Genomic DNA, 14,361 nt, shown 5'->3' on the forward strand with positions numbered 1-14,361 from the left:
GTTCGCCCGGACCCGCCGGGGCCGGCGACCACGGCGGACGTGGGTCGGGCCGGAGTCCCGCCCACGCCCGCCGGGGGGCGGCCCATGTCGACGGCGGGCGGTGGCGCCCGGTCGGCGACCGGTCAGTGCCGGTCGGCGATGGTCTCCTTGGCGCCCGGTGCGGCGTTGCGGGTGGCCCGGAGGCTGGTGAGCGTGACGACGACCAACACGCCGATGATCACCCCGAGCGAGGCCAGCGTGGGGATCTGCGGCACGCCCGGCCAGATCCCGTGCGCCCAGTGCAGGCCGAGCTTGACGCCGATGAAGGCGAGGATGAAGGCAAGGCCGTAGCTGAGGTGCACCAGCCGGCTCAGCGCGGCGTGCAGCACGAAGTACAGCGCCCGCAGGCCGAGCAGGGCGAAGGCGTTGGTGGCGAAGACGAGGTAGGGATCCTCGGTGATGCCGTACACGGCGGGCACCGAGTCGACGGCGAAGACGATGTCGGTGGCGAACACCGCGACCACCACGAGGGCGAGCGGGGTGAGCGCCCGGCGACCGTTCTGCCGGACGGTCATCCTCGTGCCCTGGTACTCGTCGACGACCGGCATGAACCGGCGCAGCAGCCGCACCGACCGCATCTTGTTGATGTCCACCTTCTGCTCGTGGCCGGAGAGGGCGTCACGGAGCAGCTTGACGGCGGTGACGATGAGGATGGCCGCGAAGATCAGGAAGGCGAAGTCGAGGGTCTGCAGGGCCGCCGCGCCGAGGGCGATGAAGACCGCCCGCAGCACCAGCGCGCCGGTGATGCCGTAGAGCAGCACCCGCTGGGCGAGCACGGCGGGCACCGCGAACGCCGCCAGCAGCAGCATGAAGACGAAGAGGTTGTCGACCGAGAGGGACTTCTCGACCAGGTAGCCGGTCAGGTACTCCACGCCCTGCTGGGAGCCGAACCGGGACCAGACCCAGACGCCGAAGGCCAGCGGCAGGGCGATGTAGAAGGCGGACCAGCCGAGCGCCTCTTTGATCGACACCTCGTGCGGCTTGCGGGTGACGAGGAAGTCCAGCACCAGCAGGGCTAGTACGCCGACGATGGTGACCGCCCAGAGCATGGGCGTGCCCACCGACGACAGCTCGCCGGCGGACAGATAAGACAATTCGGTCATGGAATCCCCTCGAACACCGTGGCATGTTCGAGGTCTCCTTCACCCACGTTCCCGTGGGCAACCACCCGAGGCGTGCCCCGGGCACGCCGTACTGACCGGAATGATTCGTGGGAAGTACTCCCCTCGTGCGACTAGGTTAGGTCAGCTCGGTCGACTCGCCAAGCCGCGACCCCGGCCATCACCAGCGGTGATCGTGCCGGGACCCGTCGCCGACCGGGTCGGTCGCGGCGAGGACGGCCGGGCCGCACGGGAGGGCCACCCGGTCAGGCTCGGCGCGGAGCGGCTGCCCCCGGGGCGAGCGCCGGCTCGACCATGTCCCGGTAGTCGCGCGGCATCTGGACCACGATGTCGTCGAACTCCCCGCCGGCGACCGCCTCGCGCAGGGTGACGAACACGACCCGGACGGCGTCCCGGGCGGCCCGCTCGTCCAGGCCGGCCCGCTGGCCGACCCGCGTCACGAACTCGGCCGCGCCGAACCGGTCGGCGGCCTCGGCGTCGGGGCCCGGCCGCATGACCAGCTGCAACGGCTTCGGCAGCTGCGCCGCGAGGTCGAGCACCTCGCCGCCGGTCAGCCACTCCGCCAGGGTCTCCAGCGTGGCCCGGGTCAGCTCCACGGCCCGCTCCGCGGGGACCCGGGCCCGCAGGGCCACCTGTTCGACGAAGGTGTCGTAGTTCATGGCGGTGCTCCTTCCGCTTCCTCGGGCCGGTCGCGTACCCGTCCAACGGGGCCGGAAACGGCGGCCGACCGGTCCGCGATTCCCGGCGACGGACGGGCGTGAGCGGCCTGCGGGTGGGTAACCGCGGCCGGTCGTGAAGTCGTGAACCGGATCGAACCGGCGAGGGAGCCCACACATGGCGAGTTACGACGACGTCCTGCAGTACCTGTCCAGCCTCGACTACCCGGCAGGAAAGGCCGACGTGGTGCGCGAGGCGCAGCGGGAGGGCGCGCCGCCGGAGGTGCTGCGCGCGCTGCGGGCCCTGCCCCCGGTCGACTACGCCAACGGCAACGAGGTCGCCCGGTCCGCCAAGATCGACGCCGCCCCGGAGATCGGCAGGTCGCAGCGCGCGGCGCAGGCGCGGGAGCCGCACACCCGGGTCGCGCAGCACCTACGCGGCATCTGAGCCCGCGCCGGCGGGAGCGGGTGAGGGCGCGACCGGTGCGCGGCGGGGACGGGCACACCCCGGCGGTGGTCCAGCTCGCCGTGCTCGGGCTGGCCGGCGGCCTGACCGGCGGCCTGTTCACGCTCGTCGGCCCGCCGTCGCTCGGCCCCATCGTCGGCTGGGACGCGGCGGCGCTGAGCTGGCTGGTGCTGGTCTGGCGCACACTGTGGCCGTCGGACGCCGAGCGGACCGCCCGGCTCGCCGTACGCGAGGACCCGAACCGGCCCACGCGCGACCTGTTGCTGCTGGTCGCCTGCCTGGCCAGCCTGGTCGCCGTAGCGGTCGTGCTGGTCACCGCGCACGGCGCCCGAACGGGACTGTCCCGGGACGCCTACGGCGGGCTGGGGGTGACCAGCGTGCTGCTGTCCTGGCTGGTGGTGCACACCGTCTTCACCACCCGGTACGCCCGGATCTACTACGGTGGACCCGACGGCGGGGTGGTGTTCCACCAGGCGCAGCGCCCGCGCTACTCGGACTTCGCCTATCTCGCGTTCACGGTGGGGATGACCTTCCAGGTCTCCGACACGAACCTGACCAGCAACGAGATGCGCACGACCGTGCTGCGGCACGCGCTGGTGTCGTACCTGTTCGGGGCGGTGATCATCGCAGCGACGGTGAACCTGCTGGCCGGGCTGGTCAGGTGAAGTGAGCGGGCCGGCCGGAGACAGGCGGGCGCCCCGGGCCACGAACCGCGACCTGGGGCGCCACGCAGAACCTGTCTCCCGGCGGTGACCGCAACCCGAACCGGGTCGCACCGCCGGACGGCCATGTCCACCCGAACCGGGCGGACGCGACTGCCGAGATCATCATATCTTCCGCCATCGTACTTACGGTCAGATTTCGAGGAACTGTGGGCCGGCACACCTTCAGTCGGTCAGCTCGGCGTACCGCTTCTCCAGGTCCACCCGGGCGAGCGCACCGACCAGCCAGGCCAGCCGCTCCGACTCGCCACCGCCGGCCAGCTGGGCAAGATCGGTCGCGGACCGTCCCAGGCCGAGCCGGCGGGCCGCCGCGAGCGCCCGCCGGTCCGCCACCGGGGCCACCTCCCGCCACAGCGCCTGCGCCTCGCGCAGGAACAGCTCGACCACCCCGGCGTCGACCCCGGGCAGCTCGGCCAGCAGCGCCCGCTCGCCGGCCGGGTCGTGGTGCGCCGCGGCGCGCAGCCGACGCAGATCGCCCCGGTACCGTTCCACCACGGCACGGGCCAGGTCGCCCAGGGTGACGGCGAGGGCGTCCACGTCGCCGCGCTGCCCAGCCGCCCGCAGGACCCGAACCCGGTCGGCGTGCAGCGAACGGGCCAACCGGGCCGCGCTGTCCCAGCCGGCGTCGCGCAGCGCGCCGGCGGTGTCCAGGGCCCGCCGGAAGTCGCCCCGCCGGGCCAACAGGACCGACAGGACGAGGAGCTGGAACAGGTTGGACGGGTTGTTGGTGACCCGGAACCCGTACTGCTCGGCGAACCCGCGCCCGCTGCCGGCGAGCCGGCGAGCCAGTCGCTTCTTGTCCTCGATGCTGGAGATCGCGGTGATCGGCATGCCCGCGACTACCCCCGTCGCCGCCCGCCACGCCTCCACCCGCCGGCGCCGCCCGGCCCGCCCCGGGTTCAGGCCCGGATGTCGCCGTGCCGGGTGCGGGCCTTGAGCCGGGTGGTCGGCAGCGCGGGCGCCGGCAGCGGCGGCGCGGCGTCGTCGGCCACCGTCCCGAACCGGCGGCCGGCCGCCCAGTCCTCGCGGGCCGCGGCGACCTCCTCGTGCGACCGGCCGACGAAGTTCCACCACATCACCAGCGGCTCCTCGAACGGCGCACCGCCGAGCAGCAGCAGCCGGCTGCCCGGCGCGGCGCTCAGGGTGAGGCTCTCCCGGCCGGCACCGAGGTAGAGCAGCGCACCCGGCTCCAGCGGCACGTCACCCACCTGGGCGGAACCGGACATCGCCAGCAGGCCGTACTCGAAGTCTCGGCGCAGCGGCAGCCGGGCCGGCGCCCCGCCCCGGGCCGTGAGCTGCGCGCCGACCAGCGGGGTGTGCAACACCGCCGGGGACCGCTCCCCGCCCAGCTCGCCGGCCAGCAGCGTGACGTCGAGGTCGCCGTCGCGCCACACCGGCAGGTCCTCGTGGTGGGCGAAGTCGGGAGCCGCCGCCCGCGCCGGGTCCGGCAGGGCAACCCAGAGCTGTACGCCGTGCATCACCGGCGGATGCGCCGCCGGCGACCGCTCCGAGTGGGCGATGCCGTGGCCGGAGGTCATCACGTTGAGCTGCCCCGGCCGGATCGGCTGCACGTTGCCGAGGCTGTCCCGGTGCACGATCTCCCCGTCGAGCAGCCAGGTGACCGTCTGCAACCCGGTGTGCGGGTGCGGCGGCACCTCCATCCCGGGGCGCTCGGCGACGTCGTCCGGCCCGAAGTGGTCGACGAAGCACCAGGCCCCGACCATCCGCCGCTGGCGCTGCGGCAGCAGCCGGCGCACCGTCGTGTAGCGGCCGAGCGGCACGTCGTGCCCGGGCAACAGCACGCTGCCCGGGTCGGCGGGCGCCACGCCGGGCGGTCGCGTCTGCGCCGGCAGGGATTCGGTACGGTCCACCGCCCGACTGTACGCTCAGGCCTCCTCGACGGTCACCGCGTTACCGCCATGACGATCCCCTCTCGCGGTTCCCAGCAGGCAGCACGTACCCGGTCCCGGATCGGATCACTCCGCCCGGCCGGCGTCCGCAGGAAACCGCCGGCCCCGAACGCGCAGCTGCCACTGGCCGGGCCCCCGTTCTCGGGGACCCGGCCAGTTGGCTGTCCGGTGGTCCGGTGGTCAGCTGTTCCAGTGCTGGGTGACGAGGTCGGCGGCCTGCTGTTCCCACTGTGCGTACGCGTCGGGGTAGGCCGACACCTGGACGGTCTGTGCGGCGTCGGTCAGGGGCATGTCCTGCCAGCCGTCGACCTGCTTCAACCCCTTCAGGAACGCCAGGGTCGAGTACTCGGGGTCGGTGATCTGCTCCGGGGTGCCCCAACCAGACGTCGGGCGCTGCTGGAACAGGCCCAGCGAGTCGTGGTCGTTGCGGTCACCGAGGTGGCCCAGGTTCTCCAGCTTCGACTCCTGCAGGGACGTGCCGATGGAGATCACGGCGGCCCGCTCGTCCAGGCCGGCCTTCTTCGTGGCGGCGATGATCGCCTTCACGTTGGCGGTCTCCTCGTCACCGAGGTCGATGCGGGACTGCTCACCCTGCACACCGTGCGGGATCAGCTTGCCCTTGTCCACGCCGGGCTTGTCGGCCTGCACGGCCACAGCGGTCGTCGGGGTCGCCGACTCGGTGGTGGGGGTGGCGTGGGCGGTGGCCGGGCCGGCGAACACGCCACCGGCGAAGGCCAGACCAGCGATACCGAGAACGCTCTTACGCATGATCGTGTTCATCAGGGGTGACTCCAATCGGGGGTCGACACACACACCACCCCAAGGGGGAAGGGGCGGGGGTGTAAGCACCACGTCGAGGCGCCCAAAAAAAGATCAAAAAGGGGGAAAGCCATCCGGACTGCTCACCGCACCGGGGGGTGCTGGTGGCGCCGGGACCACGTGTAACGACCGGCCGCCGACCCGCATTCCCTGAGGGGGGCCGGGCGGTTCAGTAGCGGCGTGCGCTACTCGATCGTCTGTCAGGTGTAACGACCCGGGGCCGGCCGATGTTCCGCCGACCGGATGCCACCGGCCACACCCCAAAACCCCCCAAACACCCCACCCCGCCTCCGCCCACCCCGCCCTTTGCACGGCAATCAAGAGGTTTCGGATCCTCCCCGCCAGGACCCGCTGCGGTAGATGGTCCCCCGGTGCTCACGCGCCCCACCGAACTCCGGCCCAACCGACGGCGACGCCTCCGCGTCCGACGCGTGGACAGCGTCGACCGGGGCGGCCCCGTCGACGGGCACCCGCCGGGCGGCGCGGGCACGCCGTACCCGGGTGACGACGAACCAGCCGAGCGCCACCGCGCACACCACGATGACCACGTTCTGGAACGTTCCGACGTACCCCTCGACGACGTGCCACTTCTCCCCCAGCAGGTAGCCCGCCAGCACGAAGATCGTGTTCCAGATCAGGCTGCCCAGGGTCGTGAACAGCAGGAAGGTCGGCACCGGCATCCGCTCCACGCCGGCCGGGATCGAGATGAGGCTGCGGAACACCGGGATCATCCGGCCGAAGAACACCGCCTTGACCCCGTGCCGGAGGAACCACGCCTCCGTCCGGTCCACGTCGTCGAGCTTGACCAGTGGCAGTCGCGCGACGATGGCACGCATCCGGTCCCGGCCCAGCATGGCGCCGATCACGTACAGCGCGAGGGCACCGACCACGGAGCCGAGGGTGGTCCAGCCGATCGCCCCGACCAGGCTCATTTTTCCCTGGCTGGCGGCGAACCCGGCCAGCGGCAGGATCACCTCGCTGGGGATGGGCGGGAAGAGGTTCTCAAGCGCGACCGCCAGTCCCGCGCCAGGGCCGCCCAGCCGTTCGACCAGGCCCGTGACGAACCCCACGGGCCCGTCGGAGCCGGGCTCGGGACCGACGGCGACCGTACGGGGGAAGGGCAGGAGCGGCTGCGTGCTGATCATCCGACAAAGCTAATGACCGTCTGCGCCGACTGCCATGTCGTCACTCGCCCCGCCGCAGTCCGTCGTACCTCTCCTCTTGGTGGGGCCGGGATCGGGCGGAAAACCCGTCCCGTCGGAGGTAAGGCGGTCAGTCCGCCTTGAGGCCGCGCAAGTGGTCGTACCCGGTGAGCAGGTCGCGCAGTCGGTTCGCCACCGCCGCGCCGAGCCGGTCCCGCTCGACCGCCTCGCCGATTCGTTCGAGCAGGTCCCGGACCCGCTTCACCCGGTCCTTGAGCTTGGCCCGGTTCAGCGCCTCGGCCTTGTCGCGCAGCTCGTCGGCGGTCTTCCGGTCGATCTCGCCGCGGGCCTGCGCCTCGTCGACCACCGCGACGACCTCGGCGGCCAGCTCGCGCAGGGTGACCGGGCGGGTTCGAGTGGTGGTCGGGGCGGCCGGGCGCGGCGCGGCGCTGGTCGGCGCGGGGGCTGCGGCCCGCGTCGTCGTCGGCCGGGGAGCTGGAGTGGTCACGTCGGGTGCGGCGGCCGGCGGGGCCGGGGACCTGCCGCCGAGGGCGAACAGCCCGACCAGCATCGCCACCCCGGCCACGACAAGGACGCCGAGCAACCGGTTCCCGTGCCGCGACCGCCCGGGCGGGGGGACCGACGACGACGCACCCGGCCACGACCCGACCGGAGGCGACGCGGCCGGAGACGGCGCACCCGGCCACGACCCGGCCCGAGGCGACGCGGCCGGAGACGGCGCACCCGGCCACAACCGGCCCGGAGGCGACGCGGCCGAGGAGAACGGCGACGCGACCGAGGCCGAGGCGGAGAACGGCGAGGCGGGCCGGGTCGCCGGAAAGGGGGTGGCCCGGGTGGTGGGTGGGCCGGCCCGGTCGATCAGGGTCGGCGCGGCCGGAGACACGACGGGCAGGAGCGCGGTCGGTGGTTCCGCCGGGGGTGCCGCGCCGAGCCGGGCGGCCAGCTCGGCGGTGGTGGGTCTGCGGGCCGGGTCGGCGTCCAGGCAGGCGAGGGTGAGCGCGGCGACGTCCGGGGGCAGCCCGCTGACCCGCAGCGGTGGCACCGGCACCCGCCGGGCGTGCACCTCGACGGCGTCCTCCCAGGTCTGCACGGGCAGCGGGGCGCCACCGGTGAGGGCGCGGTAGAGCACCGCGCCGAGGGCGTAGACGTCGCTGGCCGGGTCCGGCGGCCCGGGGGTCATCCGCTCGGGCGCGAAGTATGCCGGGGTGCCCATCACCAGCTCGCCGGTGTGACCGGCGGACGGGCCGGCGAGCGGGTGGCGCGGGCCGGCGAGCGTGGCGATGCCGAAGTCGAGCACCTTGGCGCCGGTCCCGGTGAGCATGACGTTGCCCGGCTTGACGTCCCGGTGCACCACGCCGATGCGGTGCGCGGCGGCGAGGGCGGCGGCGACCTGCCCGGCCATCCGGACGGCCTCCGGCCAGGGCAGCGGGCCGGTGGTGAGCCGGTCGGCCAGGCTGTGCCCGTCGACCAGCTCCATCACCAGGTACGGGAGCACGGTGCCGCCGGCCAGGGTCGCCTCGCCGTAGTCGTACACCTGGGTGACGTGCGGATGGGTGAGCCGGGCGGCGGCCCGGGCCTCGCGTTGGATGGTGGCCCGTAGCTGCGGGTCGGCGGCGGGCTGTCCCGCGAGCGCCTTGACCGCGACAGGACGGTGCAGCACCTCGTCGTCGGCACGCCACACCTCGGACATCCCGCCGAGGCCGATGCGCTCGCGCAGGACGTACCGGTCGTGCAGCCGTAGGCCGGGGGTGAACGGCGACATGATGGGTCCAGTCTGCCCGCCGGCCGGGGCGGGCACCAGGCCCGGCGCCCGGCCGGGGCCGGCATGTTCGAACATGGACGGTGCCGCTTGCGGGCGGGCCCCGCCGGGGCCGGTCAGGGCTTGCGGGCCACGGCCCCGTAGAGGCTGACGTCGAGCGCCGAGGGCCGGGGCTGCGGCTCCGCGTCGGCCCGCCACTCGGCGGCGGACACGACGCCCGGCTCGACCAGCTCCAGGCCGTCGAAGAACCGGGTGAAATCGGCCTGGCCACGCAGGTAGATCGCGCCGTACTCGCCCCCGGTCCTCGTCGCCGCCCTGGTCTCCTCGACGACCTGCGCCGGGAGGTGGTCGTAGGTGGCGTGCGACGCGGCCAGGTAGCTGCCCGGGGGCAGGGCGTCCAGCAGCCGCCGGACCAGCGCGTACGGATCGTCCGGGTCGGGCAGGAAGTGCAGGATCGCCACCAGCATCAGCGCCACCGGCTGCCCGAGGTCGATGGTGCGCCGCAGGTCGGGGTGGGAGAGGATCCGCTCCGGATCGAGCAGGTCGGCGTCGATGTAGGCGGTGGCGCCCTCGGGTGCGCTGGTCAGCAGGGCACGGGCGTGGGCGAGCACGATGGGGTCGTTGTCGACGTACACCACCCGGGTCTGTGGGGCGATAGCCTGGGCGACCTCGTGGGTGTTGTCGGCGGTGGGGATGCCGGTGCCGATGTCGAGGAACTGCCGCATGCCGGCCTCGCGGGCCAGGTAACGCACCGCCCGCTGAAGGAAGCGGCGGTTCTCCAGGGCGGTGATGCGAATGGTCGGGAAGGCCGTGGCCATCGCGTCACCCGAGTCGCGGTCGGCCTGGAAGTTGTCCTTGCCGCCCAGCCAGTAGTTGTAGCGACGGGCGGGATGTGCGATAGAGGTGTCGATCCGGTCGCTGGGGTGGGCGGGGTCGGTCGGGGCACCGGGGGCGTCGGTGGTCAAGGATCCTCCATGCTCTGCGCTGGCATCGGCGCGCCGACGTCCGTCCACTGTCGTCGGTCACGAACATGGTAGAGGCTGCCGGCCCGGCTGCGCGCCCGGGAACCCGTTACCCCGGAAGGAGTTCGTCGCGCAGCCGGGCCAGCAGCTCCGGCGTCCGTTCCGGGGGCTCGGCCTCCACGCAGAGGCGTTCCATGGCCGCCGCGTAGTAGTCGAGGTCCTCGCGCTTGTCGAGGTAGATGGCGCTGGTGAGCTGTTCGATGTAGACGATGTCCGGCAGGTCCTGGTCGCCGAAGCGCAGGATGGTGAAGGCGCCGCCCGCAGCGGCGTGCCCACCCGCGTCGAACGGGATGATCTGCAACCGCACGTGCGGCGACCGGGTCGCCTCGATCAGGGCGGCGAACTGGCCACGCATCACCTCGGGGCCGCCGATCGGCCGACGCAGCGCGGCCTCGTCGACCACCGCCCACAGTTGGGGCGGCTGCGGGCGGCGCAGCAGCTCCTGGCGCTGCATGCGCAGGGCCACCCGCCGGTCGATCTCGTCCGCGCCGGCGCCGCGGTGGCCGAGCAGGACGACCGCCCGGGCGTACTCCGGGGTCTGGAGCAGGCCGGGCACGAACTGGACCTCGTAGCTGCGGATCAGCGCGGCGGCCGCCTCCAGGCCCAGGTAGGACTGGAACCAGGACGGCAACACGTCGCCGTAACGGTGCCACCAGCCCGGGCTGTTGGCGTCCCGGGCGAGCTTGAGGAGGGCCTCGCGCTCCTCGGAATCGGTGACCCCGTAGAGGCTGAGCAGGTCGGCGACGTCGCGCTCCTTGAAGCCGACCCGGCCCAGCTCCATCCGGCTGATCTTCGATTCGGAGGCCCGGATCTCCCAGCCGGCGCCCTCCCTGGTCACCCCGACGGACTCCCGCAGGCGGCGCAGTTGGGCGCCGAGCAGCATACGCAGCACGGTCGGGCCGGTGGCCGGGCCACCTTCCGTGGGAACCATCGTCACGTGCCGACCTCCGCTTGCCAGCCTCCGTCAACCGGGCCCCGACCCCGGCCGACGTGTAAGCATGCCATGGACCGACAGTGAGGTGAACCCGCCCGAGGGGTGTTTTGGTCCCATCGACGAGATGTGCCCGACCGGTTACGCTGGGTCAGGCGATCAGGTCGTCGAAGTCCCCGTCCCGGGCGCCGAGCACGAAGGCGGCGATCTCGTCCACCGTGTAGATCAGCGCCGGGCCGTCCGGGTGACGCGAGTTGCGCAGGGCAATTCCGGCGCCGCCGGGGAGCTCGGCCAACTCGACGCAGTTGCCGCTGGGGTTGCTCCGCTGACTCTTCTGCCACTTCAGCGGGGGGAGCTGCGCGGCGGGAACGCCGTTGTGGGGCTGCTGCATGGGGGCGTCTTTCTCTTCAAGAGCCTGCCGATGCCGCGGGGAGGAGCGGTGCTGGCGAGGGGGCGGGGTCGAAAACGATCCCGCTGCACGTGCATCTGCTATTGCATCTGCACCGGACAACGAGCATGATAACGCACGTGCGGTGTACCCATTCGTTCACTTTGAGTGACTCGAATTCGGGTCCGCACCAGGGGAAACGAGGGTGGGCAGGGCGCCGGCCGGCACCGAGCAGGGCAGGCGGGCGGACGCGGCGAGGGGAGGGTTCGTGCCGGATCCGTTGACCATCGCGTCCGGCATTTCGGCCGCCGGGGCCCTCGCGTCCGCGTGGCAGCTACGCCGCCGCGCACTGTTGGCCGAGGCCGAGATCGAGCACCTTCAGGCGGAACTCGCCGCCGAACGGCACGCCGCGAGCCACGACCCGCTGACCGGGCTGCCCAACCGACGGGCCTTCTTCCGGCTGGCCGCCTCGCTGCTCACCGATGCCGCCGGCAAGCCGCTGATCGCGGTGGTGCTCGACCTGGACGACTTCAAGCAGGTCAACGACCGCTACGGGCACGCCGCCGGGGACCGGGTGCTGATCAGCGTGGCCGAGCGGCTGGCCGCGTTCGCCGGTGACAACCTGGTGGCCCGCCTCGGCGGCGACGAGTTCGCCGGCCTGCTGACCAGCCCGACGGTCGACCGGCGGTGGATCGAGCACGCGTCCCGCCGGCTCTGCGAGGCGCTCGCCGCGCCCATCCCGCTCGACGGCCTCAGCCTCCGGGTCACCGCCTCGGTCGGCCTGGCCCCGGTGACCGGCCCCGCCCAGCTCACCGAGGCGCTCGACCGGGCCGACGCGGCCATGTACCGGGCCAAGAGCATCGGCGCGTCCAGCCCCACCCGACAGCTCGTGGACAGCGCGCACCTCGCCGAGTGGTGACCGCCCGGGCCGGGCAGCGGCCCGGGGTCAGCGCCAGCCGTAGCCGGCACGCAGGGCCTGGCCGACCCGGTCGAAGCGGGGCCGGTCCAGCACCGCGCCCTCGCGCCGGATGCTGTCCTCCCGCATGGTGAGCACCCGGTCGAGGCGTACCCAGCTCGGCCGGTTGTCGCGGTCCCACGTGCCGGGACCGAGGGAGAACCAGTGCCGCTGGCCGTCCCGCTCGCTCTGGCTGGACAGCATCAGGCCGAACAGGGTGCGGCTGTTCCGGCCGACGACCAGGACCGGCCGGTCCTTGCCCTGCCGGGGGTCGTCCTCGTAGGGGACCCAGGTCCAGACGACCTCGCCCGGGTCGGCCTGACCGTCGGGCTCCGGGGCGTAGCTGAGCTCCCGCCGCTGCAACGCCGCGACCTGCCGACGCCGCGCGACCTGGGCCGGGATCGGACCGGGGGTGCGCGCCGGGGCGGCTCCGCGGGTCACCCGCCCCAGCCGGGACGCCACACTCCTCAACAGACCTGCCACGGCGGGCAGCCTAACCCCTCCCCTGACCCGCCGCCGACCCGCGTCGGGCACCATGGGGGCGACCGGGCCACCTGGGCAGCGAACGGGAGGAGCGACGGTGATGAAAGTCCCCGACGACCTGCCGGTCGTCGAGCGGCGCGCGGTACGGCTGGTGGTGCTCGACGCCGACCGGCGGCTGCTGCTGTTGCACACCCGCGACCCGGACCACCCCCGGCTCGGCACCTGGTGGGAGCTGCCCGGCGGCGGCGTCGACCCCGGCGAGACGTACCTCGACACGGCCGTGCGGGAGCTGCGCGAGGAGACCGGCATCCGGGTGGCCCCGGAGCGGGTCGGTCCGCCGCGCTGGCGGCGGCGGGCCAGCTTCATCCACCGCCGGCTGCGCCACGTGCAGGACGAGGTCGTCGTGGCGGTGCGGCTGGACGGCCCCGGCCCGGAGGTCGACGAGACCGACCGGCTGGACTACGAGCGGGAAGACTACTTCGGGTTCCGCTGGTGGCCGGTCGCCGACGTCGTCGGCAGCCGGGAGCGGTTCTACCCGGGCCGGCTGCCCGGGCTGCTCACCGCCTTCCTGGCCGGGGAGGAGATCGACGAGCCGTTCGAGCTGTGGTCGTGAGAACCGGCCCAGGCGGGCACAGTGGGGGCATGACGACGAACCTGCACGGCCCGCTGGCCCGCTACGCCGCCCGGCTGCACGGCTCGGTCGGCGACCGACACCACGTCGCGTCCCCGCTGGGCGCCTGGCTGCTGCTCGCGCTGTGCGGGTCGGCCGTCCCCGACCGGGACGCCGGCGACCTCGCCGACGCGCTGGGCACCGACCCGGCGACGGCGGCGCGGACCGCCGCCGCGCTGCTCGACGCCCCGCACCCGCTGGCACCGGCCGCCACCGCCGTCTGGCACCGGCCGGAGGCGGACACCGACGCGCTGGCCGGCTGGCGGGCCACCCTCCCCCGCGCCACGGAGACCGGCCCGCTGCCGGACCAGGCCGGCCTGGACGCCTGGGCGCGCAGGCACAGCGCTGGTCTGCTCGACAGGTTCCCGCTGACCCTCTCGCCCCGCGTCGTGCTCGCGCTGGCCTCGGCCGTGGCCACCCGGATCTCCTGGGCCGACCCGTTCGGCCTCGCCCCGGCCACGGCGCTGGGGCCGGACAGCCCCTGGGCCGGGCGGCTGACCCGGGTGCTGCACACCCCGGCGTACGGGCACAAGGCCTGGATCGCCGCGACGCCGGAGGCCGGCGACGTCGCCGTGCACACGGCGGCGGCCGAACCGGGGAACGACAACGGGGCCGCCGGAGCCGGGGACGGGGCCGGGCTGCTGGTCGTGTCGGTGGCCGCCGCTCCCGAGGTCGCACCCGCCGACGTGCTCGCCGCCGCGTACCGGATCGCGGCCGACGCCGACGCCGACGAGCCCGCCGGCCGGCGGTCGCTGTTCGACCTGCCGCTGGGCGCGACGCCGCTGTGGACGCTGCGCGAGGAGAAAGTCCGCACCCACGCCCGCGACCGCCGGGTGGAGCGGCACGCGGCGGCGCTGCCCTGCTGGTCGGCCCGCGCCGAGCACGACCTGACCGGGCCGGGGCTCGGGTTCTCCGCCCTCGCCCGGGTCCTCGCCCCGCTGATCGGGGGCACCGAGGTCGAGGCACGGCAGGCCGTCGTCGCCCGGTACAGCCGGTACGGGTTCGAGGCCGCGGCCGTGACCGGAGTGTTCGGGACGGTGGGCCTGCCCCCGGAGGGGGTCGCCCGCACCGCCGAGCTGCGCTTCGGCCACCCGTACGCGGTGGTGGCCGTCGCCACCGACCGGCGGGGCGGCGGGGTGGGCCCGTGGCACGAGGTGCCGGTCTTCTCCGGCTGGGTCGCCGAGCCCGACGACGTTCCCGAGGCCGATTTCACCGACTCGCCCGTGGCGTAGGGCCCCGCAACGACGCGAGGCCGGG

16 protein-coding genes are annotated in these 14,361 nt (G+C 73.9%); 5 read left to right on the forward strand and 11 right to left on the reverse strand.

Translation table 11 applies throughout. The features are described 5' to 3' along the window. Positions 1 to 122: 122 nt before the first annotated feature. On the reverse strand, positions 123 to 1,142 hold the full coding sequence (locus GVV04_RS19890; RefSeq protein WP_161689595.1) for a TerC/Alx family metal homeostasis membrane protein: 1,020 nt from the start codon (positions 1,140 to 1,142) through the stop codon (positions 123 to 125). Between the two features lie 263 nt (positions 1,143 to 1,405). Beyond that, positions 1,406 to 1,819, reverse strand: a complete 414-nt coding sequence (locus GVV04_RS19895) for a DUF2267 domain-containing protein (RefSeq protein ID WP_161689596.1) — start codon at positions 1,817 to 1,819, stop codon at positions 1,406 to 1,408. Positions 1,820 to 1,994: 175 nt separating this feature from the next. On the opposite strand from GVV04_RS19895, the gene GVV04_RS19900 reads away from it, so the two are divergent. Next, positions 1,995 to 2,264 carry a DUF2795 domain-containing protein gene (locus GVV04_RS19900; protein WP_161689597.1) on the forward strand — a complete coding sequence of 90 codons (270 nt, stop codon included), beginning with the start codon at positions 1,995 to 1,997 and terminating at the stop codon, positions 2,262 to 2,264. Positions 2,265 to 2,284: 20 nt separating this feature from the next. Further along, the gene (locus tag GVV04_RS19905; RefSeq protein ID WP_201753830.1) at positions 2,285 to 2,947 is read left to right on the forward strand and encodes a DUF1345 domain-containing protein; all 663 of its coding nucleotides are present in this window, start codon (positions 2,285 to 2,287) and stop codon (positions 2,945 to 2,947) included. Between the two features lie 222 nt (positions 2,948 to 3,169). On the opposite strand, the gene GVV04_RS19910 is transcribed toward GVV04_RS19905, so the two are convergent. From GVV04_RS19910 to GVV04_RS19945, 8 genes are all read right to left on the reverse strand, one after another. Beyond that, a complete protein-coding gene (locus GVV04_RS19910; protein WP_161689598.1) occupies positions 3,170 to 3,835 on the reverse strand; it encodes a hypothetical protein in 666 nt (221 codons plus the stop codon). A 68-nt stretch (positions 3,836 to 3,903) separates the two neighbouring features. Then, on the reverse strand, positions 3,904 to 4,875 hold the full coding sequence (locus tag GVV04_RS19915) for a pirin family protein (RefSeq protein WP_161689599.1): 972 nt from the start codon (positions 4,873 to 4,875) through the stop codon (positions 3,904 to 3,906). A 219-nt stretch (positions 4,876 to 5,094) separates the two neighbouring features. Beyond that, complete coding sequence (locus tag GVV04_RS19920; protein ID WP_161689600.1) at positions 5,095 to 5,694, reverse strand: hypothetical protein; 600 nt, start codon at positions 5,692 to 5,694, stop codon at positions 5,095 to 5,097. 356 nt (positions 5,695 to 6,050) lie between these two features. After that, positions 6,051 to 6,878, reverse strand: coding sequence for a DedA family protein (locus tag GVV04_RS19925; protein ID WP_161689601.1), 828 nt, complete (start codon positions 6,876 to 6,878; stop codon positions 6,051 to 6,053). Positions 6,879 to 7,005: 127 nt separating this feature from the next. Then, positions 7,006 to 8,733 carry a serine/threonine-protein kinase gene (locus GVV04_RS19930; protein ID WP_235966478.1) on the reverse strand — a complete coding sequence of 576 codons (1,728 nt, stop codon included), beginning with the start codon at positions 8,731 to 8,733 and terminating at the stop codon, positions 7,006 to 7,008. A 38-nt stretch (positions 8,734 to 8,771) separates the two neighbouring features. Further along, a complete protein-coding gene (locus GVV04_RS19935) occupies positions 8,772 to 9,620 on the reverse strand; it encodes an SAM-dependent methyltransferase (protein WP_161689602.1) in 849 nt (282 codons plus the stop codon). Positions 9,621 to 9,726: 106 nt separating this feature from the next. Then, entirely contained in the window at positions 9,727 to 10,608 is an 882-nt protein-coding gene (locus GVV04_RS19940) for a helix-turn-helix domain-containing protein (RefSeq protein WP_407938824.1), read from the reverse strand. 151 nt (positions 10,609 to 10,759) lie between these two features. Next, the gene (locus tag GVV04_RS19945; protein WP_161689604.1) at positions 10,760 to 10,999 is read right to left on the reverse strand and encodes a DUF397 domain-containing protein; all 240 of its coding nucleotides are present in this window, start codon (positions 10,997 to 10,999) and stop codon (positions 10,760 to 10,762) included. A gap of 265 nt (positions 11,000 to 11,264) precedes the next feature. Between GVV04_RS19945 and GVV04_RS19950 the strand changes: the two genes are divergently transcribed. After that, complete coding sequence (locus GVV04_RS19950; protein WP_161689605.1) at positions 11,265 to 11,915, forward strand: GGDEF domain-containing protein; 651 nt, start codon at positions 11,265 to 11,267, stop codon at positions 11,913 to 11,915. Positions 11,916 to 11,942: 27 nt separating this feature from the next. Here the strand turns inward: GVV04_RS19950 and GVV04_RS19955 are convergent, their stop codons facing one another. Beyond that, positions 11,943 to 12,434 carry a type II toxin-antitoxin system PemK/MazF family toxin gene (locus GVV04_RS19955; RefSeq protein WP_161689606.1) on the reverse strand — a complete coding sequence of 164 codons (492 nt, stop codon included), beginning with the start codon at positions 12,432 to 12,434 and terminating at the stop codon, positions 11,943 to 11,945. 100 nt (positions 12,435 to 12,534) lie between these two features. Between GVV04_RS19955 and GVV04_RS19960 the strand changes: the two genes are divergently transcribed. Together GVV04_RS19960 and GVV04_RS19965 are read left to right on the forward strand one after the other, a co-directional pair. Continuing rightward, a complete protein-coding gene (locus GVV04_RS19960) occupies positions 12,535 to 13,047 on the forward strand; it encodes an NUDIX domain-containing protein (protein WP_161689607.1) in 513 nt (170 codons plus the stop codon). Positions 13,048 to 13,076: 29 nt separating this feature from the next. Next, positions 13,077 to 14,336, forward strand: a complete 1,260-nt coding sequence (locus GVV04_RS19965; RefSeq protein ID WP_161689608.1) for a hypothetical protein — start codon at positions 13,077 to 13,079, stop codon at positions 14,334 to 14,336. Positions 14,337 to 14,361 lie beyond the last annotated feature (25 nt).

Source organism: Micromonospora rubida, assembly GCF_009908295.1.
Lineage (GTDB): Bacteria > Actinomycetota > Actinomycetes > Mycobacteriales > Micromonosporaceae > Micromonospora > Micromonospora rubida.